18 protein-coding genes are annotated in these 18,822 nt (G+C 69.6%); 10 read left to right on the top strand and 8 right to left on the bottom strand.

Annotation, left to right across the window (positions count from 1 at the left end; all coding sequences use genetic code 11):
* The first annotated feature begins 29 nt into the window (after positions 1-29).
* The 3 genes from EV193_RS18570 to EV193_RS18560 all read left to right on the top strand — a co-directional run bounded on the left by EV193_RS18570 (position 30) and on the right by EV193_RS18560 (position 3,397).
* The gene (locus EV193_RS18570; RefSeq protein WP_130345447.1) at positions 30-446 is read left to right on the top strand and encodes a MerR family transcriptional regulator; all 417 of its coding nucleotides are present in this window, start codon (positions 30-32) and stop codon (positions 444-446) included.
* A complete protein-coding gene (locus EV193_RS18565) occupies positions 443-1,438 on the top strand; it encodes an aldo/keto reductase (protein WP_130345446.1) in 996 nt (331 codons plus the stop codon). The genes EV193_RS18570 and EV193_RS18565 overlap by 4 nt, the downstream gene beginning before the upstream one ends.
* A 768-nt stretch (positions 1,439-2,206) precedes the next feature.
* The gene (locus EV193_RS18560; protein ID WP_130345445.1) at positions 2,207-3,397 is read left to right on the top strand and encodes a helix-turn-helix domain-containing protein; all 1,191 of its coding nucleotides are present in this window, start codon (positions 2,207-2,209) and stop codon (positions 3,395-3,397) included.
* A 916-nt stretch (positions 3,398-4,313) separates the two neighbouring features.
* On the opposite strand, the gene EV193_RS18555 is transcribed toward EV193_RS18560, so the two are convergent.
* Complete coding sequence (locus EV193_RS18555) at positions 4,314-4,766, bottom strand: flavodoxin family protein (RefSeq protein WP_130345444.1); 453 nt, start codon at positions 4,764-4,766, stop codon at positions 4,314-4,316.
* A gap of 183 nt (positions 4,767-4,949) precedes the next feature.
* Here EV193_RS18555 and EV193_RS18550 point away from each other — a divergent pair, with 183 nt between their 5' ends.
* The gene (locus EV193_RS18550; protein WP_130345443.1) at positions 4,950-5,648 is read left to right on the top strand and encodes a hypothetical protein; all 699 of its coding nucleotides are present in this window, start codon (positions 4,950-4,952) and stop codon (positions 5,646-5,648) included.
* Between the two features lie 13 nt (positions 5,649-5,661).
* Here the strand turns inward: EV193_RS18550 and EV193_RS18545 are convergent, their stop codons facing one another.
* Positions 5,662-6,807 (bottom strand): helix-turn-helix domain-containing protein, encoded by a 1,146-nt coding sequence (locus EV193_RS18545; RefSeq protein WP_130345442.1) that lies wholly within the window; start codon positions 6,805-6,807, stop codon positions 5,662-5,664.
* A 304-nt stretch (positions 6,808-7,111) separates the two neighbouring features.
* Between EV193_RS18545 and EV193_RS18540 the strand changes: the two genes are divergently transcribed.
* Positions 7,112-7,312 carry a hypothetical protein gene (locus tag EV193_RS18540; RefSeq protein WP_165401406.1) on the top strand — a complete coding sequence of 67 codons (201 nt, stop codon included), beginning with the start codon at positions 7,112-7,114 and terminating at the stop codon, positions 7,310-7,312.
* An 8-nt stretch (positions 7,313-7,320) separates the two neighbouring features.
* On the opposite strand, the gene EV193_RS18535 is transcribed toward EV193_RS18540, so the two are convergent.
* A complete protein-coding gene (locus tag EV193_RS18535; protein WP_130345440.1) occupies positions 7,321-8,172 on the bottom strand; it encodes a helix-turn-helix transcriptional regulator in 852 nt (283 codons plus the stop codon).
* A gap of 101 nt (positions 8,173-8,273) precedes the next feature.
* On the opposite strand from EV193_RS18535, the gene EV193_RS18530 reads away from it, so the two are divergent.
* Positions 8,274-8,999, top strand: a complete 726-nt coding sequence (locus EV193_RS18530; protein ID WP_130345439.1) for an SDR family oxidoreductase — start codon at positions 8,274-8,276, stop codon at positions 8,997-8,999.
* A 98-nt stretch (positions 9,000-9,097) separates the two neighbouring features.
* Positions 9,098-9,403, top strand: coding sequence for a VOC family protein (locus EV193_RS18525; protein WP_130345438.1), 306 nt, complete (start codon positions 9,098-9,100; stop codon positions 9,401-9,403).
* Positions 9,404-9,409: 6 nt separating this feature from the next.
* Here EV193_RS18525 and EV193_RS18520 read toward each other — a convergent pair whose 3' ends face one another.
* On the bottom strand, positions 9,410-11,053 hold the full coding sequence (locus tag EV193_RS18520; RefSeq protein ID WP_130345437.1) for a phospho-sugar mutase: 1,644 nt from the start codon (positions 11,051-11,053) through the stop codon (positions 9,410-9,412).
* A gap of 301 nt (positions 11,054-11,354) precedes the next feature.
* Here EV193_RS18520 and EV193_RS18515 point away from each other — a divergent pair, with 301 nt between their 5' ends.
* Positions 11,355-12,059, top strand: a complete 705-nt coding sequence (locus tag EV193_RS18515; RefSeq protein WP_130345436.1) for an aspartyl/asparaginyl beta-hydroxylase domain-containing protein — start codon at positions 11,355-11,357, stop codon at positions 12,057-12,059.
* A gap of 12 nt (positions 12,060-12,071) precedes the next feature.
* Here EV193_RS18515 and EV193_RS18510 read toward each other — a convergent pair whose 3' ends face one another.
* From EV193_RS18510 to EV193_RS18500, 3 genes are read right to left on the bottom strand one after another with little or no spacing between them, the layout of a single operon-like run.
* A complete protein-coding gene (locus EV193_RS18510) occupies positions 12,072-12,866 on the bottom strand; it encodes a purine-nucleoside phosphorylase (protein ID WP_423202186.1) in 795 nt (264 codons plus the stop codon).
* Entirely contained in the window at positions 12,863-13,303 is a 441-nt protein-coding gene (locus tag EV193_RS18505; RefSeq protein ID WP_130345435.1) for an ABA4-like family protein, read from the bottom strand. Before EV193_RS18505 ends, EV193_RS18510 begins: the two co-directional genes overlap by 4 nt.
* Complete coding sequence (locus EV193_RS18500) at positions 13,300-14,274, bottom strand: hypothetical protein (RefSeq protein WP_130345434.1); 975 nt, start codon at positions 14,272-14,274, stop codon at positions 13,300-13,302. The genes EV193_RS18505 and EV193_RS18500 overlap by 4 nt, the downstream gene beginning before the upstream one ends.
* A 106-nt stretch (positions 14,275-14,380) precedes the next feature.
* Between EV193_RS18500 and EV193_RS18495 the strand changes: the two genes are divergently transcribed.
* Complete coding sequence (locus EV193_RS18495; protein WP_130345433.1) at positions 14,381-15,022, top strand: MerR family transcriptional regulator; 642 nt, start codon at positions 14,381-14,383, stop codon at positions 15,020-15,022.
* Here EV193_RS18495 and EV193_RS18490 read toward each other — a convergent pair.
* Entirely contained in the window at positions 15,012-16,655 is a 1,644-nt protein-coding gene (locus tag EV193_RS18490; RefSeq protein ID WP_130345785.1) for a serine/threonine-protein kinase, read from the bottom strand. The two genes, EV193_RS18495 and EV193_RS18490, sit on opposite strands and share 11 nt — an antisense overlap.
* A 292-nt stretch (positions 16,656-16,947) precedes the next feature.
* Between EV193_RS18490 and EV193_RS18485 the strand changes: the two genes are divergently transcribed.
* Positions 16,948-18,801 (top strand): methylmalonyl-CoA mutase family protein, encoded by a 1,854-nt coding sequence (locus EV193_RS18485; RefSeq protein ID WP_130345432.1) that lies wholly within the window; start codon positions 16,948-16,950, stop codon positions 18,799-18,801.
* Positions 18,802-18,822: the final 21 nt, after the last annotated feature.

The raw sequence follows: 18,822 nt of genomic DNA, 5'->3' as shown, positions 1-18,822 counted from the left end.
AGTGCACTCCAGGTTCTAACGTCGACGTCGTGACCTATTCGATCGCGGAAACGGCTCGTCGCACCGGGTTGTCCATCGACACCCTGCGTTACTACGAGCGAATCGAGTTGATCGACGCGCCGGCTCGCGACTCGGGCGGCCGTCGAACCTACTCCGAGCAGGACCTGGCCTGGATCGGGTTCCTGATGAAGATGCGCAGCACCGGCATGCCCATCCGGATGCTGCGCGAGTACGCCAAGCTCAGGCATCAGGGCATCGCCAGCTCCACACCGCGCAAGCAGTTGCTGATCGAGCACCGCAAGGCTGTCGTCGAGCAGATCGCGGAGCTCAACGCGTGCCTGGAGATCCTCGACTACAAGATCGCGAACTACGCCGACTGCGAGCGCCGGATGGCCGAGCAACTCCCCGAATTCGCACTTGACGTGCCACAGGAGGTTTCCGCATGACCACACTGCCCACCCGCCGGCTCGGCGAGTTGGAGGTCGGCGCGCAGGGGCTCGGCTGCATGGGCATGAGCGCCTTCTACGGCCAGACCGACGAACCGGAGTCGATCGCCACCATCCACCGCGCGCTGGACCTCGGCGTGACGCTGCTGGACACGGCCGACATGTACGGCCCGCACACCAACGAGCGGCTCGTCGGCAAGGCGATCGCCGACCGTCGCGACCAGGTCGTGCTGGCCACGAAGTTCGCCATCGTGCTCGACCCGAACGACCCGATGGCGCGCGGCATTCGTGGTGACGCGCCGTACGTGCACCAGGCGTGCGACGCGTCGCTCGAGCGGCTCGGTGTCGACCACATCGATCTGTACTACCAGCACCGGGTGGATCCGAACACTCCGATCGAGGAGACGGTCGGCGCGATGGCCGAACTGGTCGCCGCCGGCAAGGTGCGCCACATCGGGCTGTCCGAGGCGGGTGCGGCGACCATCCGGCGCGCGCACGCGGTGCATCCGATCACCGCGGTGCAGACCGAGTGGTCGCTGTGGTCGCGGGAGATCGAGGACGAGGTCGTGCCCACCTGTCGTGAGCTGGGCATCGGCATCGTGCCCTACTCGCCGCTGGGCCGCGGCATGCTCGCCGGGCGGTTCAACTCGACCGCCGACCTGGCCGACGACGACTTCCGCAAGGTCGGCCAGCCCCGGTTCGCCGAGGGCAACTTCGAGCGGAACCTCGCGATCGTGGAGGCGTTGCGCGCCTTGGCGGCTGAGCGTGGTGTGACGCCCGGCCAGCTCGCGCTGGCCTGGGTGCAACGGCAGGGCTCCGACGTCGTGCCGATTCCGGGTACCAAGCGGCGCAAGTACCTGGAGGAGAACCTCGCCGCGGTCGGCGTCGAGCTGTCCGACGCCGATGTGGCCGCGGTCGAGAAGGTCGTGCCAGCCGAGGCGGTCGCCGGCACTCGGTACCACGAGTCGCAGCTGGGTTCGCTCAACCGCTGACCCGAATTCGTCCACTGTGGACGGTCACGCCGTCCACAGTGGACGTTCGGGCGCTACGGGACCATCAGCGTCCAGCGCTGGTGATCCTGGCCCTTCTGGTAGGTGCCGACGTTCACCCAATCGAGAACGAGGTGTTGTATACGGCGTGCGTGACGGCAGACCTGATCGCACGGCTTGAAGTCGATCTCGCGGCAGCGAATACTCTCGAAACGAGCGGATCTATGGGGCAACGCGTATTGCGTGGGCATGTGTCGGAGTTGCGCCACCAAAGACAGAGCCGGCGGCGCCGCCCGAGTGGGTTACGGCGCCTGACCCACGTGAATGGGTGGACATGGCGCACGTCGATCCGGCGTATCGCGCCTATCGTGGGTGGTGTGCCTGGTTTGACGAGATACGCGAATGGTGTGCCGCTAACGGTCGAGACATAGACGAGCTCGACCACGACGAAACGATCCGGTACTTCGCTACTGTGATTGCTCGCGCTTCATCCGAATGCGATAGCGGATTGCCGCGATAACTATCAACACAATAGCCAGCGCCGAAAACCCCTTGAGGGGCGTATGTAGGTTCGCGGGCAACGTGTCGATCATCAATCCTGCAACCACGAGCGCAAGCCACCCGCCCAGCAGTGCAACAGGGATAGGTACTCCGGGGAACATCGGCACCACCCGCTTTCGCTTGTAGGGGTTAGGTCGCTGCTGCGCTTCCCGGTGCTACGTCCGCCACGGCGCGACGTTGTCGTACCCTGGAAGCTGCGAGGAGGTGTCTATGACCTTCGGGCAGCGACTACGTGCTCTCCGCGAACAGCGCGGCATGTCTCGGCCGGTCTTGGGCGGGCTGGTCGGGAAATCCGCCGAGTGGGTTAAAGGCTTGGAGAACGGGCGGCTACTGCCTCCGCGTCTGCCTGTGCTGCTACAGCTCGCGCAAGCCCTTCAGGCGGACGATCTGGCCGCGCTCACGGGCGACGAACGAGTTACCTCCGTCAGCTACGGCAAGACGGCGCACGAGCAGCTTCCCGAGATCGCGGACGCTCTCGCGCGGCACCCCATCACGGCCGGCGACAGTGCCCAGGTTGATGCCGGCGACCTCGCCGCCCGCGTCGCGCAGACCTGGGACCTGTGGCACGGCACCCGACGGCATCGCACGGCCGTCGCGACACTCCTCCCGGGGCTACTTCACGACGCCCGCGTTGCGACGCGCGGAGAGGGCCGGCGGGCGGCACTGGGCTCACTCGCGCAGGTGTATCACCTCACGCAGCTTTTCCTTTCGTTCCAACCGGTTCCAGAGTTGGTGACCCTCGCGGGAGACCGGGCGATGACTGCCGCGTTGGACACCGACGACCCGCACACGATCGCCGCGTCTGCTTGGTACTCCAACCACGTGTACCGCGATGCTGGCCAACAGCACGAAGCGCGGGTGCAGCTCGCGCTCGACGCTCGCGGCCTGCTCCACCCGGAGAGCGCCGACGAAGACCGCGCGCTTTGGGGACTGCTCAGTCTCGCCGTCGCGCTGTCCTTCGCGAAGGTGGGCCGCGAGGGCGACGCGTGGCGCTACTGGGATGACGCGGATGAAGCGGCGCGAGCGCTGCCGCTCGGATACTCGCATCCTTGGCTGAAGTTCGGCCGCCCGATGGTTGATGCCTATGCGATCACGATCTTGGCGGACCTCATGCGCGGCGGAGACGCTGTGACCCGAGCGGACCGAGTGGACTTGGACGGCATCGGCTCCGCGACGCGCTCCGCGTTCCACACCATCGAGACCGCCCGCGCCTACCACCAACAGCGCGAGCATGTGGCTACCCTCGCGCTGGTACAGCGCGCCTACCAGGAAGCGCCGGAAACCGCGCGATTCAACCTGTTCACGCGCTCCGTCGTCGCGGACATGGCCGCGAACGGCGGCGCGACTGTCCGGCGCGACGCGGTGCGGTTTGCCGGCGAACTAGGCATCATCGACAGGTAGAAGCTGTACCCCAAGCCGACCGGGGATGATTTGTACCTCTCGGCTCCCCCAATCCGCCGATCCTTGATCACGTCGGCAGGGCCGCTGGAATAGCCGCGTTCAGTTCAGTGCATTCACTGGAATGGGCGACGCACTCCCACCCACCCGGCAGGACTCGCGCGGAACCGCCTAGCGGACAACCCTCTAGCGCGGGACTGCCCCCGGTCCCAGCGGCCTTGCCGGCGCAGGGACAAGCCGGGAGGGCTGACGAATGCGTCCGCGCGAAAACGCGAGTGAGCCGCCTCGCGAGCAGCAGGAAACGGGAATATGGGCCGTCTGCCCATACGAGTGCGGCCACCGAGTCGACGGGCGCCGCATCGGCGCGGACTGGGCGGAGTTGGCCATTACGGCGCATGTCCGCCTCGCGCATCGGCAGGTGCCGAACAGCTAGCAGAGCGCAAGGCGGGGTTGCACCTCGCCTTACTCGCCGTTGTCGGATTTCTCCGCGAGCCGCTGTAGCGCCTTCTCCCGTAGCTCACGGCGGTGCGCCAACTTAGCAGTCCTGGCCTCCTCCAAAGCGGCCTGAACTTCGGGTGTCTCGTGTGGATCGACATATACATACGGGTCACTCGTGCCCGTTCGGCGCCAAAAGACGCCAGAAAAATTATGGAACGTAATTGTAGCCGTGCATCGCACCTGCCGACATAGAAACCTTTGCCCGTCGTAATCAATGAGATCTATCGGAAAGTCGACATGACATTTCCCTTTTATGTCCGGGTGCCAAGCGGGTCGAGAATCGTAGGAGTTGGTTGTGCCGTCGTCCTTGCGCTTCCCGCTACCGATCGCGGGACCGCCGCAGAGGCCGCACACTCCGATCGATCCGAGGAGCGTTTTGAACGCGCCGGCCGGACTTTCTGACTCGCGGGCGGCCCTGGCGTCAGCCCGTGAGGCTCGCGGCGACGGTGGCACCCAACTCCCAGCAGGCTTGCGTGTCCTGCTTGGACGGCTCGCCCATGATCACCACCGGCTTGGCCGCCTTCTCCCAGCCGAGGCCGGTCACGATGCTCTCCACCGCGCGCACGGCGCCCTCGGTTCCCTGGTTGCCGTGCACGTACAGCGCGTACGGCCGGCCCCGCGTCGAGTCCAGACACGGGTAGTAGACCGTGTCGAAGAAGTGCTTCAACGCGCCGCTCATGTACCCGATGTTGGCCGGCGTGCCGAGCAGGTAGCCGTCCGCCTCCAGCACGTCCACCGCGGTGGCGGCCAGCGCCGCCCGGCGGACGACCTCGACGCCGGTGATCTCCGGATCGGTCGCCCCGGACACCACCGCCTCGAACATCGTCTGGGTGTGCGGCGACGGCGTGTGGTGCACGATCAGCAAACGAGACACGCCCCGAGCCTGCCGTCAGCCATGGCCATTCGGCAAGTCCAGATCGCGTCCACAGTGGACTGACTTCGGTCCACTGTGGACGGTTGCCTCGTTGTTGTGATGCTCACCTTCCCGCTGTTTCGGGAGCACCGCGGGACGCTCGGCCGTTCGCGTGGTGGAGAGGTCGGCGAACAGATCGGGATCATGAGCGAGGAAAAGACACGGGACAACGACAGTAACGACAATGGCGTTCGGCCGGTGCAGGTGATCGCCGCCGCGCTCGCGGCGGTGACGGCGGCGATTCTGGGGTCGACGCTGGGCGTGGCCGGAACGGTGATGGGCGCGGGGATCGCCAGCGTGGTGACCACCGTGGGCGGTGAGCTGTACGTGCGTTCGCTCAAGCGCACCAAGGACGCCGCCGCCGCGCTGTCGGTCACGCGGACCGAACGCACCCGGATCGTGCCACCGGTCACGCCGTCAGCGGCGACGGTGGCACCCGAACCGGAGCGGGCCGGGCGACCGCGCAAGTTCCGCTGGCCGTTGATCATCGGCACCAGCGCGATCGCGTTCGTGATCGGCATGCTCGCGCTGACCGGTATCGAGTACGCCACCGGCGGCGCGATCACCGGGACCGACGGCAAGACCACGATCGGCCAGATCGGCGGCGGATCGAAGGGCGGCGAGCAGCGACGGCAGCCGGACGGCGGGCCGATCGAGGAGCCCTCCTCGACCTCACCGACCCCGAGCGGTGAGCGCCCCAGCGGCGGCTCGTCCGCCACGACCACTCGGCCGGCCGAGCCGCCGCCCACCACGACACCGCCGACGACCAGCACGCCTCCCACCACGACGCCCACCCCGACCGGCGGGAACAGCACCGCTCCCACCGGTCAGTCCACGCCCTGAGGCCGGGTGCCGCTCAGTAGCCGCCAGACGCCGGCCGGCCGGACCGTGGTTGCGCCGAGCTTCCGGGGGCAACGTCCGCCAGGACGCGATCCAGCCGGGTCGATCCGACGCCGTCGGCCGCCTTCCGTGCCTTGACCAGCGTGGTTCGCGCGGCGTCGAGGTTCCCGGCACGGGCGTATCCGTCCGCCAGCCACGCCAGGTAGAGGCCGCGCTCTCGAGCTGACCCGCCGTAGCCGTCGAGCGCGGACGTGATCAGCGGTTCGGCACGCTCCGGTTCGCCAGTCGCGATGAATACACGGCCCGCCATGACGTCGATCTCACGCCGGTCGAGCCAGTACACCCAGTCGGGCTCCGCGTCGCCTCCACGGTCGGCGTAGGCATCGTCCACGGCGTCCAGCGCCCGCGCGGCCGCACCACGTTCACCCGCGCGGGCGGATGCCCAGGCGACGCGCTCCAGGAGGAGCGCGCGAGCTATCGGCGGCGCGTCCTCAGCTCCAGCGACAGCCGTCTGCGCGAGCAAGGCCGCGTCGCGCGGGTCACCGACGTTCGCAAGCTGGTAACTCAAGGTTGAAAGGAGCTGTGCGCCGAGGGTGCGGTCTCCCGCCGCATCTGCCGCGTGCACACCGGACAGGTAGACGTGTTCCGCTTCCGTGTGCCGGCCCGCGTCGCTTGCGACCCAACCCGCGAGTTGCGATAGCTGTCCGACGACGGCGAGTAGACGCCGACCCGTCGCGTCCGCGTAGGACGCTTCTCTCGCGAGCGCCTCCGCGTCGCTGAGTTCATTACGCACCAAGGGATACAGGTCGCGCCCGCCTAGTTCGTCGTCCAGTCTGCGAAGCTCGACGACGCGGCGTTCCAACGTGGCCACCAGTGAGTCGCCGACATACCGGCCGGCGCGGGCATGCTCGGTGACAGGGGACGAGACAAGCCACTCGTGTGCGCGGCGGAGCGGGTCCGTGGGCGGCCCGTAGAGCGCGGCCACGGGGACGCCGAGGGCTTGTGCGTAGGCGACCACATGTTCCGGACGCACCGCGCGGCGGCCGGTCTCGATGTGGCCCAAGGCGGCCTTGGAGAAGTGCGTTCGTCGCGCGAGTGCGGCGAGCGAGACATCAGCGGCTACCCGCGCGGCCCTCAGCGACTCCGCGAGGTCGCCGGACATGTAGCCGAGTGTAGACGCGTCGGTCCTTGGGACCGGTGCTCCCGCCACCGAAGCTCAAGGTGTCGGCAGGGCCGCCACGTGCACGGTCCGTCTCTTGCGGATGGACGACGCCACACCTCCCCAACGGCATGACACGAGCGGCCTCTGAACCCTCCCGGCTCGTGCCCAGCCACGGCCCTGCCGGCGCCTGATCGGCGCGAGAGAGGCGCCGGAGGTCATCGCGGCCATCTTCCCGTGGCCGACCAGGGCGGACGTCGTGATCTTGCACAGCCATCGAAAGAGCGTCGCCTTTCGCACGCCAGACGTGGCCGATCCGCTCATGCCCGAGTGGGTGTCGTGGTTCTACGGCTCGGAGAACCCGGTCTGGCCGATTCGCGCGGTGCTCGGTCTGCCTCCTCCCGGAGATCCGGAGGAAGCGCGGTACCTCCGTGTGATGTCCGCTCCGGACGCCTGCCGGATCGGGGAACTACGCCCGGTCACGATCCGGCCAGGGGACGTGTCGTGACAGGCGGTTCAGACCGTCTCCGAGCGCATGTCCTGGGTGCCGATCACCTTGAGCAGTCGCAGCGCGTCGTGTGACGGCGTGCCGGGTTCCGCGCTGTAGATCACGACCCGCTGGTCCAGGTCGGGCACCAGGAGCGTCTCGCACTGGAGCACGATCGGGCCGATCACCGGATGGATGATCGTCTTGCACAGGCCGCGCTGCACCCTTACCTCGCGCTCGGCCCACAGCCCGGCGAACTCCTCGCTGCCCGCGAGCAACTCGTCGATCAGCGCGCGGATCGCGGGGTCGTCCGGATAGCGCGCGGCGGCGGCACGCAGATCGGCGACCGCCTCGCGTGCGAACTGGTCGGACTCCTCGCTGCCGAAACGTGAACCGTCCTTGTCGCACAACAGGAATCGGCGTCGCAGGATGTTGCGGTCGCGCGGCGGCAGTGAACCGAAGTCGGCGATCAGCGCGGCAGCGAGCCGGTTCCAGGCGATCACCTCGTGCTTGGCGTCGATCACCATCGCCGGTGTGTCGTCCAGCCGTTCCAGCAGGTGCAGCACACCGTGCCGGACCGTGCTCGGCGGCCCGTTGAGCGGTTCCGGCTGCTCGCCGGCGAGCCGGAACAGGTACGCGCGCTCGTCGTCGGACAGCCGCAGCGCGCGGCCCAGCGCGCCGAGCACCTGGCGGGACGGTCGCGGGCCGCGTGCCTGCTCCAGCCTGGTGTAGTAGTCGACCGAGATCGTGGCGAGCGCGGCGACCTCTTCGCGTCGAAGCCCTGGCGTGCGCCGCCGCCGGCCGACCGGCAGGCCGATGTCCGACGGGCGCACCCGTTCCCGGCGACTGCGCAGGAAGTCGGCGAGTTCACGGCGGTCCATGACACCCAGCATGACAAACGTGGGCGCGCTCAGGCAGGGATCGCCGGTCCCCGGCTCGGCCGTCTCTGCCGCGCCGCGCGCCGCCCGGCCACGGTGGTGGCATGGCAACGAAGAAGATCGCGCTCATCACCGGCGCGAACAAGGGAATCGGCAAGGAGATCGCCCGGCAGCTCGGCGAGCACGGGTTCACGGTGCTCGTCGGCGCGCGGGACGAGGGACGCGGCCGGGCGGCCGTGGACAACCTCGTGGCCGGCGGTGCCGACGTGCGGCTGGCGAAGCTGGACGTGACCGACGCGGAGTCGGTCGCCGACGCGGCCAAGGAGATCGAGCGGGACCACGGGCGGCTGGACGTGCTGGTGAACAACGTGGGCATCCTGAGCGCCGGTGAGAGCCCGGTGGTCGGCGCGACGCTCGAGGTCCTGTGGCAGACCTACGCGACCAACGTGGGCGGCGTGCTGACCGTCACCAACGAGATGCTCCCCTTGCTGCGCAAGGCCGATCGCGCACGGATCGTGAACGTGTCGAGCGCGCTGGGGTCGCTCACGGTGCTGTCCGACCCGGCCGGTGTGGCGGCGTCGAAGCCGTTCGCCGCCTACAACTCGTCCAAGGCCGCGCTCAACGCGTTGACGATCATGCTGGCCAACGAACTGCGCGACGAGGGGATCACGGTCAACGCGATGGATCCCGGCTACACCGCCACCGACATGAACGACCACCAGGGCATCCGTACGGTGGCCGAGGCGGCCACGAGCGCCGTGCGACTGTCCACGATGGACAATCCGCCGACCGCCGAGTTCCACTCCGACGAGGGCATCGTGCCGTGGTGATCAGGTAGGGACCGGCGCGGCGGAAGTCGTGGACGAATTCGGTTCTCACTGCTCAAAGCAGCCGCACCCAAGGGGTACCGTGACGTCACCCAGCCACGGTGACGACGCAACCGCAGTTGTTCGCGAAAGGCTCCCAATACTGGGAAATGCCGGGGGCGGGCAAGCTCTCCTTGTCGCACAAGAGGTCTCGCACGATGTCGCCTAATGTGGACGGGATCTTCGAGCGGGCGATCCAGCGTGGCGCGACCGCGATCAGCAAGCCGGAGGACGTCTTCTCGGGCGATCGGATCGGCGTGCTGCGCTGCCCGTTCGGCATCCGCTGGTGCCTCGCCCGCCACGACCGCGACGTCCCGGCCGAGGAGATCAGAGCCGCCGCCGAGCAATGGGTCGCCGAGCAGAGCTGACGAATCTCAGACCAGCAGGGACTCGATCTCGCCGGACACGGTCGACAGGCGTGCCGCAGCGCGTTCCCGGGTGGCGGCCAGCGCGTCGGCGTCGGCGACGGGCTCGACGACCTCGACGTACGCCTTGAGCTTCGGCTCGGTCCCGGACGGACGGATCACCACCCGCACGCCGTCGGTCGTGATCCGCAGGCCGTTGGTGCGCGGCAACAGGTCCTCGACGGCGGCCGGCTTGCCGTCCACTGTGGACGGTGGGTTCTCCCGAACGCGGGCGAGCAGCCGTCCCGGCTCCTCGGTACGCACGGTCACCGGCCCGGTGAGGTGCACGCCGTGCGCGACGTCCAGGTCGTCCAGCGCGTCGAGCACCGTCCGTCCGGCCGCCTTCAGCTCGGCGGCCAGGTCACAGGCGAGGACGGCCGCCGAGATCCCGTCCTTGTCGCGCACCGACGCCGGGTCCACGCACAGCCCGAGCGCCTCCTCGTAGGCGTACACCAGGCCGTCGCCGGCGCGCACCAGGTTCTTGAACCCGGTCAGCGTCTCGGCGTACCGCGCGCCGTGCTTCTCCGCGACCGATCGCAGCATCGATGATGACACGATCGTGGTGGCCACCAAGGGATCCGGCTGCGTCAGTCTGTCCACAGTGGACAGTACGCGGTCGCCGAGCAGCACGCCGGTCTCGTCGCCGCGCAGCATTCGCCACGCGCCGTCGGGGCCCGGCACGCCGAGCGCGCACCGGTCCGCGTCCGGGTCGAGCGCGATCGCCAGATCCGCCTCCACCCGTGCGGCCAGCGCCAGCAGCAGGTCGGTCGCGCCGTGCTCCTCGGGGTTGGGGAACGCCACCGTGGAGAAGTCCGGGTCCGGCTCGGCCTGCTCGGCGACCAGGTGCGTGTCGGTGAACCCGGCGCGCTCCAGCGCGGCGCGCAACGTGGCCGCCCCGACGCCGTGCAAGGTGGTCGCCGCGATCCGCAGTGTGCGAGTGGATCCCTTGGCCAGCAAGGAAACCCGCGAAAGGTACGCCTCCAGCAGGTCATCGCCCACCGGCGTGGACGCGCCGCCGCGGTCCACCATGACGGCCGCTCCGGCCCCGCCGATGGCCGCCTCGATCTCCCGGTCCGCCGGCGACACGATCTGCGCGCCCGACTCGTCGTAGAGCTTGTACCCGTTGTCCGCCGGCGGGTTGTGCGACGCGGTGATCTGCACGCCGGCCACCGCGCCGAGGTGCCGCACGGCGAAGGCCAGCAGCGGGGTGGGCGACGGCTCGGACAGCGTGCGCACGTCGAACCCGGCCGCCGCGAACACGCCGGCCGCCTCCGCCGCGAACCGGTCGGAGCCGTGCCGCGCGTCCCGGCCCACGACCACCGTGCCGGTGAGGTTTCCCTTGAGGCGCAACCATTGCACGACGCCCGCCGTGGTGGTGGCCACGACCGCGGTGTTCATCCCGTTGGACCCCGCGCGCACCTTCCCGCGCAGACCGGCGGTGCCGAACTGGAGCGTGCCGTCCATCCGGTCGGCCAGCTCCGTCACCGCGGTCGGGTCGGCCCCCATCGCGCGGGCGAGCAATTGCTGCAGCTCGGCCTGCGCGGCGCTGTCCGGGTCGTCGGCGATCCACCGGAACGTACGATCCCGTAGGTCGGACGTCAGTCGCTCGGTCATGCCACACCGTCCAGGCCGCGTCCGGTGTACGGCGTTCGTCCGATTCGTCCCGGCGCCTCGGTGATCACTACGGCAGTCATGGGGTCAGTGTGCCCGAAACGTTGTGGCGAGCAGGGACGAGTGCTGGTAGCACGGTCTCGTGGGGACGATCGAATGACCGGGGTTGGTGGTGTGCCGGCGTACGCCTGGAGACGACGCCGGGCTCAGGGAAAAGTCAGGGTCGTTCCCCGAGCCGTGCACGCCCGGATCACGGGAAGTCTGGTTCCCCAGAAGAGCAGGTCCCGCCAATGGAGGTAACCAGATGGACCTCAAACCCGTTCAGCGCACGGTCAGCGATTGGTTCCGCAAGACCGCGGGCGGCGAAAACCGTCCGGTGATGTTCGACGTCGAGAAGACCTACCCGTCCTTACTGCAGTTGGACGCCGCGTATCCGGAGATCCGCGCGGAGCTGGACGAGGTGCTGCGCAACCGGGACACGCTGCCGGCGTACCACGATCTCGATCCCGACCAGGCGACGATCTCCGACGCCTCACCGGAGCAGTGGAAGATCTTCTACCTGTGGGCCATGGGCGAGCGCGCCGAGCCGAACTCGTCGCGCTGCCCGGCGACGACCGCCGCGCTGGCCAAGATCCCGAACCTGTTCCAGGCGTTCTTCTCGGTGCTGGAGCCGGGCAAGTCGGTGCCGGAGCACGAGGGGCCGTACTGCGGCTACCTCCGCTACCACCTCGGCATGGTCGTGCCGGACGAGCGCCCGCCGCGGATCCGGGTCAAGGACACCGAGTACACCTGGCGCGAGGGCGAGAGCGTGCTGTTCGACGACAGCTGGAACCACGAGGTGTACAACGACTGTCCGCAGGAGCGGGTCGTGTTGATCGTCGACGTGCTGCGTCCGATGCCGCTGCCGCAGCACCTGGTGAACCGGGGCCTCGCGGTCGTGGCGCGGCACGTGTACGGCCGCAAGGTGTTGGCCCGCGCCGCCGAGAAGGCCAAGGCGACGCAGGCCTGACAGGGACGGCGGCTACACCCGGGTGACAAGCTCGCGCAACAGCGAGCCCATCCGGGTGGCCGCCGCCGCGCCCGCCTCGATGACCTCCTGGTGGTTGAGCGGCTCGCCGGTGATGCCTGCGGCCAGGTTGGTCACCAACGACAGCCCGAACACCTCCACGCCGGCCGCCCGCGCGGCGATCGCCTCCAGCACGGTGGACATGCCGACCAGGTCTGCGCCCATCGTGCGCAGCATGCGGATCTCGGCCGGCGTCTCGAAGTGCGGCCCGGGGAGCCCGGCGTACACGCCCTCGGCGAGCGACGGGTCGATCTCCCGCGCGATCGTGCGCAGCCTCGCGGAGTACAGGTCGAGCAGGTCCACGAAGTTCGCGCCGACCAGCGGGGAGGTGGCGGTCAGGTTCAGGTGGTCGGAGATCAGCACCGGCTGGCCGACCTGGAACTCGTCGCGCAGCCCGCCGGCCGCGTTGGTCAGCACGACCGTGCGGCACCCGGCCGCGGCCGCGGTGCGTACGCCGTGCACGACCTGCGCGACGCCGTTGCCCTCGTACAGGTGCGTGCGCCCGAGTACGACCAGAACCCGTTTGCTACCAAGGGAAAGCGAGCGGATCGTGCCGCCGTGGCCGACCGCGGTCGGGGCGGCGAAGCCCGGCAGTTCGGCCGCCTCGACTTCCGACTCCGGCTCGCCGATCACGTCGGCGGCCGGCCGCCATCCCGATCCGAGCACGACCGCCACGTCGTGCTTCTCGACCCCTGTCCGCTTGCCGAGTTCCGCCGCAGCGGCCTCGGCGATGTCCGTTGCGCCCGTCACGCCGGGGAGCCTACGTGAGGCGCCGGCGTCCGGACGAGCGAACGGATCGCGAAGTACAGCGGCAGACCGACCGGGGACAGCAGGATGGTCAGCACCAGTACCGGCGCCATGATCAGCGGGTGCACGCCGCGATCGCGGCTGTCCAGGTACATCCAGCGCCCGATGAACAGGTCCCAGGCGATGATCTGGGCCCAGATCGCGGTCACCGCGGCCGGGTCGGCGAGGAGTTCCTGGAACCCGGTCAGCGACGGGTTGGTGACCAATGTCCACAGTGGACCGAATACCGGCACGGCCGCGATCAGCCAGGTCACCAGTGTCGGCAGCACGATGAACGGCGAGCCGGCGATGCGCCGCGTCCACGACCACGTCGGAGCGAGGATCATCAAGCCCCAGAAGGGAATCGTCACGAAGAACGACCAGTCGAACACCGCGCTCATCGGGTCACCTCCTCGCGGTCCGCGGACGACAGCGCGCTCAGGGCGGTGAGCGTGGCGATCACCACGACCACCCCGAACGCGATCAGCGTCGGCCCGTCCGGCGCCACCAGCGACTGCCCGCGAAACGCCTGCCAGGTGGTGATCGCCAGCAACCCGCCGTAGCCGATCGCGCCGGCCACGACCAACCTGGTGCGCACGATCTCCGAACGCAGCCGCGTCCACCGGCTGGCGGCCAGGCCGAGCAGACCGGCCAGCAGCGGCAGCGCCTGCATGGCGTGGATGCCGATGAAGTGCGGCACCCGCAGGTCACCGCCGGTGGTGCTCCAGCCGGTGATCGGCAGGCCCGGCCCGCCGTCCACGACACCGACGCCGTGCCCGCCGATCGCGCCCGGCTCAACGCCCTGCTCGAGGAGTTGCTGCTGCTCGGGCGTCGGTCCGGCGGCCATGAAGAACGCCACCGCCATGCCGGCCAGCGACAGGATCACGCCGAGTCGGATCGCCCAGGCCAACGGCCGCGCGGCGAGGCGTTCGCGCAGCAGCACGACACCCTGGACGACGTTGAGCACCCACACGATCGCGATCGAGGCGCCCATGATCGTGAACAGGTTCGACTCGAAGGCCGAGGTGTTGTTGAAGTGGCTCAGCTCGCCGCGCGCCGCCTGCGTGACGATCGTGATCATCTCGCCGGCGGCGAGTAGGACGGCGATCGCCGTGCCGGCCCACCACATCCAGCGGCGCGGGCGTTGCTGAAGCGACATCATCCACGCCCAGGTCACGGCGTAGATGCCGAGCGAGACGGAGAACTTGAACGGCTTGAGCCACACCGGCACTCCGGTGAGGATGCGGTCGTCGAACAGCATGCCGCCGAGCGAGAAGACTCCGGTTACGGCCATCAGTACGGCGAAGTACATCAGCGGCCGGTGCCAGTCCATCGCTCGTCTCAGGGCGGGCCGTACGGAAACGGTGGTCATCGGGGGACTCCCAGGTGTGGATAGTGGTGCTATCTACTATCGATAGTTACACTATCCACACTGAGGACGGTTTCAGCAAGGTCCTTGTCGAACGGAAAGAGAACGAATGCGCATCGCGGAGCTGAGCCGCCGGTCGGACGTGCCGGTGCCGACGATCAAGTACTACCTGCGCGAGGGCCTGCTGCCCGCCGGCGAGCGGACCGGCCCGAACCAGGCCAGCTACGACGACGGTCACCTGCGCAGACTGCGGTTGATCAGGGCGCTGATCGACGTCGGCGGACTCCCCGTCGCCAAGGTGCGCGACGTGCTCGACGCGATCGACACCGCCGCCGACGAGCCCTTGCACGAGATGCTCGGCGTGGTCGCCAAGAGCATCGGCCGGACGACCTCAGGCGAGGGTGAGTCGTTCGCCGAGGCGCGGGCGACCGTGGACGAGATGGTCCAGCGGCACGGCTGGCACGTGGATCAGGGCAACCCGCACCGCGACGAACTGGCCGGCGTACTCGTCGGGCTCGACCAGCTCGGCCACAGCGAGCTGAGCAAGCACTTCGACGTGTATTTCGATGCGGCACAACGGATCGCGCGTGAGGATCTCGACTACGTGAGCAAGCTCGGCGGCCTGGAGGCCATCCTCGAAGGCGTGGTCATCGGCACCATTCTCGGCGAGGCGGCGTTCGCCGCGATCAGGCGGATGGCGCACGTCGACGCCTCGGCTCGCCTGTTCCGGGAACGCGGCCTCACCCAGTGATCATGAACATCGGCGCGATCTTGGTGAACAGGTCGCGGCCGCTGTTCTCCGCCTCGATCGGCACGGTCAGGCTGATCACCCAGAGGTCCGCGTCCAGCGGGATGATCTGGCTGAACGTGGTCCGCCTGGCGAACGCCTGCTGATCGTCCTTCGACGACGCCCCGCGCTCCGCGGTGCGGTAGTCCAACTGTGTGGGCCGCTCCTCGCCGGTGGCCGAGCGCGGCGGCAACTCGCGCGGCTCGATCGTGCGGAAGTCCTGCCCACCCGCGCCGGCGCGCAGCGCGTCGATGTACTGGCGCACGGTGCGGCCGGGGAAGAACATCGGGAACCGTTCGACCGCCAGCACGTTCTTCCCGTCCGGTGACACGAAGTGCACGCGCACGCTGGACAGCAGCGACTTGTTCTCGCGCTGCTCGACGAACTTCGCCCAGTCCTTCGGCGCGGTGACCATGAACCCGCCGCCGCGGCTGCCCTTGAGCGTGCTGGCGTCCGCCGGCTGCAGTTGCAGCTCGGCCTCGCGGATCGGCGCGGTGTTCCCCGGCAGCAGGTTCGTGCCGGTCTCCGCGGCCGGAGGCAGCAGCTCCTTGCCGCCGAGCGTTCTCGTCGCGGCGAACCCGGCGGCCGTGGCGATCACGAACAGCACGATCGCGGTGAGCACCACGAACGTGCGGGCGAGCGCGGTGCGGCGCCGGCGGCCCGTCGTGCGGTGCGGGGCGGTGCGGAACGGCAGCGGACCCGGGTCCGGGGCCAGCGGCGGGGTCGGCGGCGCGGCGGGCGCCTCGGCGTCGGAGACGGGGTCGATCAGGTCGGTCTCGTCGTGCTCCGGCTCGTCCGGCAGCGGCGCGTGGAACTCCTCCGTCGTGAACAGCGGCCGGTCCGGCTCGGGGAGCAGCGGGAAGATCCGCCTGCGCATCTCGGCGAGGTCGATGCGCCGGTTCGGGTCCTTCACCATCAGCGCGGTGATCACCTCGCGCAGCGGACCGGTGCTCTCCGGCTGCGGGATGTCGCCGTGCACGACGGCGGAGATCGTCGCCAGCGCCTCGCCGTCCGGGTCGTAGGGCGCGCGGCCCTCCACGGCGGCGAACAGCGTCGCGCCGAGGCCCCACAGGTCGGCGGCCGGTGTCACGTCGTCGCCGGTGGCCACCTCGGGCGCGATGAACGCCGGCGAACCGAGCATGATCCCGGTGCGGGTCATGGTGCGCTCGCTGACGTTGCGCGCGATGCCGAAGTCGGTCAGCTTCACCCGGCCGTCCTCGCCGACCAGCACGTTGCCTGGCTTGACATCCCGGTGCGTGATGCCCGCCTGGTGCGCGGCCTGCAGCGCGGCGGCCACCGCGTCGGCGATCGCCGCGGCCTGCGCGGTGGCCAGCGGACCGTGCGACTTGATCAGGTCGGCCAGGCTGCGGGCGCGCATGTACTCCATGACCACGAACGGCTCGCCGTCCTCGCGGGCCACGTCGTGCAGCGTGATCACGTTGGGGTGGGCCAGCACGGCGATGGCGCGCGCCTCGCGCAGCGTCCGCTCGCGCAGTTCGTCGGCCTCCGCCTGCGGCACGCCGGGCGGCAAGCGCACCTCCTTCACCGCGACCGGGCGGTGAAGATACTCGTCGTAGGCCTCCCACACGGTGCCCATCGAGCCCTGCCCGACCAGCGTGCGCAGCCGGTACCGGCCGGCGATCAATCGCTCGGGGACGGGTGGAGACGCTTCGGGCACGGTGTCACGATATCTCGGACAAGGCCGCCGTCCCCGGGACTCCGGTTGAGCTGGACGGCCACGTCGTGGGCGCGAGTCCCGCGCCCTGCACCCGCGAGTCCCGCGCTCTGCACCGGTGAGTTCCGCGCTCGTGCGTGGGTTTTCCAGAAGTAGGCAGCCTCACACGGCCGTGACCTGGCGTTGACGCGGCGTTTCCGTAGCATTGCGACGCATGACGACTCCGCCGGAAGAGCTGAGCCTCGCCGCCGAGTTCGCCGCGCCCGAGCGCGCCGAGTGGCAGCGCCTGGTGGCCGGCGTGCTGCGCAAGCTCGGCGCGGTGGGCGAGAACTTCACCGGTGACGCGGAGGAACTGCTCGCCAGCACCACCTACGACGGCATCACGCTGCGCCCGCTCTACACCTCCGACGACGTGTCGCCGCCCGCCGGCATGCCCGGCCTGCCGCCGTTCACCAGAGGCAGCCGTCCCGAGGGGCACCTGGCCACCGGCTGGGACGTGCGCGCCCGGCACGCCGACCCCGATCCGGTCGCGGCCAAGCGCGCCGTGCTCGCCGACCTGGAGAACGGCGTCACCTCGCTGTGGCTCGTGCTCGGCGACGCCGGCCTGCCGCTCGGCTCGCTGGCCGACGTGCTGCACGAGGTGTACACCGACCTCGCGCCGGTGACGCTGGACGCGGGTGCCGACTTCGCCGCCGCGGCCGACGAGCTGCTGGCTGTGCACTCCGACAAGGGCGTGCCGGCCAGTGCCGTGCGCGGCAACCTCGGCGCCGACCCGATCGGCAGGCACGCAGCCACCGGTCAACCGTCCGATGTGGACGGTGCGGCGGCGCTGGCCGCGCGGGTGGCGCCGAGCTATCCGTCACTGCGCACGATCATGGTGGACGCGCTGCCGTACCACGACGCGGGCGGCTCGGACGCGCAGGAACTCGGCTGCTCGCTGGCCACCGCGGTGGCCTACCTGCGCGCGCTCACCGGCGCCGGGCTGTCGGTCGATCAGGCGGCCGGTCAGCTCGAGTTCCGCTACGCCGCGACGGCCGACCAGTTCCTCACGATCGCGAAGCTGCGCGCCGCGCGCCGGCTGTGGGCCAGGGTGCTGGAGGTGTCCGGTGCAGCGCCGCAGCCGCAACTACAACACGCGGTCACCTCCTCGGCGATGATGACCCGCCGCGACCCGTGGGTGAACATGCTGCGCACCACGCTGGCCTGCTTCGGCGCGGGCGTCGGCGGCGCGGATTCCGTTACGGTGCAACCCTTCGACGCCGCACTCGGGCTGCCGGACTCGTTCGCCCGGCGGATCGCGCGCAACACCCAGTCGGTGCTGCTCGAAGAGTCCAAGGTGGCCGGTGTGATCGACCCGGCAGGCGGATCCTGGTACGTGGAAAAGCTTTCCGACGATCTGGCCCGCGCGGCCTGGGCCTGGTTCACCGAGATCGAGGCGGCCGGCGGGATCGTGTCCACAGTGGACAGTGGGCTGGTCGCGGAGCGGCTGGCCGCGACGGCCGCCGAACGGGCGAGCAACATCGCCACCAGGACGGACGCGATCACCGGTGTGAGCGAGTTCCCGAACGTCGCCGAGAAGCTGCCGCGACGGGAGCCGGCACCGGCCGCACCGAGCGGCGGGCTGCCCAAGCGGCGCTACGCCGAGGACTTCGAGAAACTGCGCGACTGGTCCGACCGGCACCTGGAGTCGACCGGCAGCCGTCCGACGGTTTTCCTTGCCACGCTTGGCAAACCGTCGTTCTACACCGCGCGGGCGACGTTCGCGGCGAACCTGTTCGGCGCGGCCGGGATCGAGACGCCGGACGCCGGGCCCACCGAGACGCCCGACGACATCGCGAAGTCCTTCGTGGACAGCGGGGCGACGGTGGCGTGTCTGTGCGGGTCGAACCGGTCCTACGAGGACTACGCCGGGCCGGTGGCCGCCGCGCTCAAGCAGGCCGGCGCGAAGAAGGTGCTGCTGGCCGGCAAGCCCGATGAGGCGTGGGAGCAAGCCGGCGTGGACGGGTTCGTCTACACCGGCTGCGACGCGCTCGCCGTGCTGCGTTCCACGGTGGAATTCCTGTCCTGACCGAGCGTGGATGAGAGTCTT

Origin of the sequence: Herbihabitans rhizosphaerae (genome assembly GCF_004216555.1) — a bacterium.
Classification (GTDB): domain Bacteria; phylum Actinomycetota; class Actinomycetes; order Mycobacteriales; family Pseudonocardiaceae; genus Herbihabitans; species Herbihabitans rhizosphaerae.
This window is presented reverse-complemented; position numbering and strand designations above follow the sequence as displayed.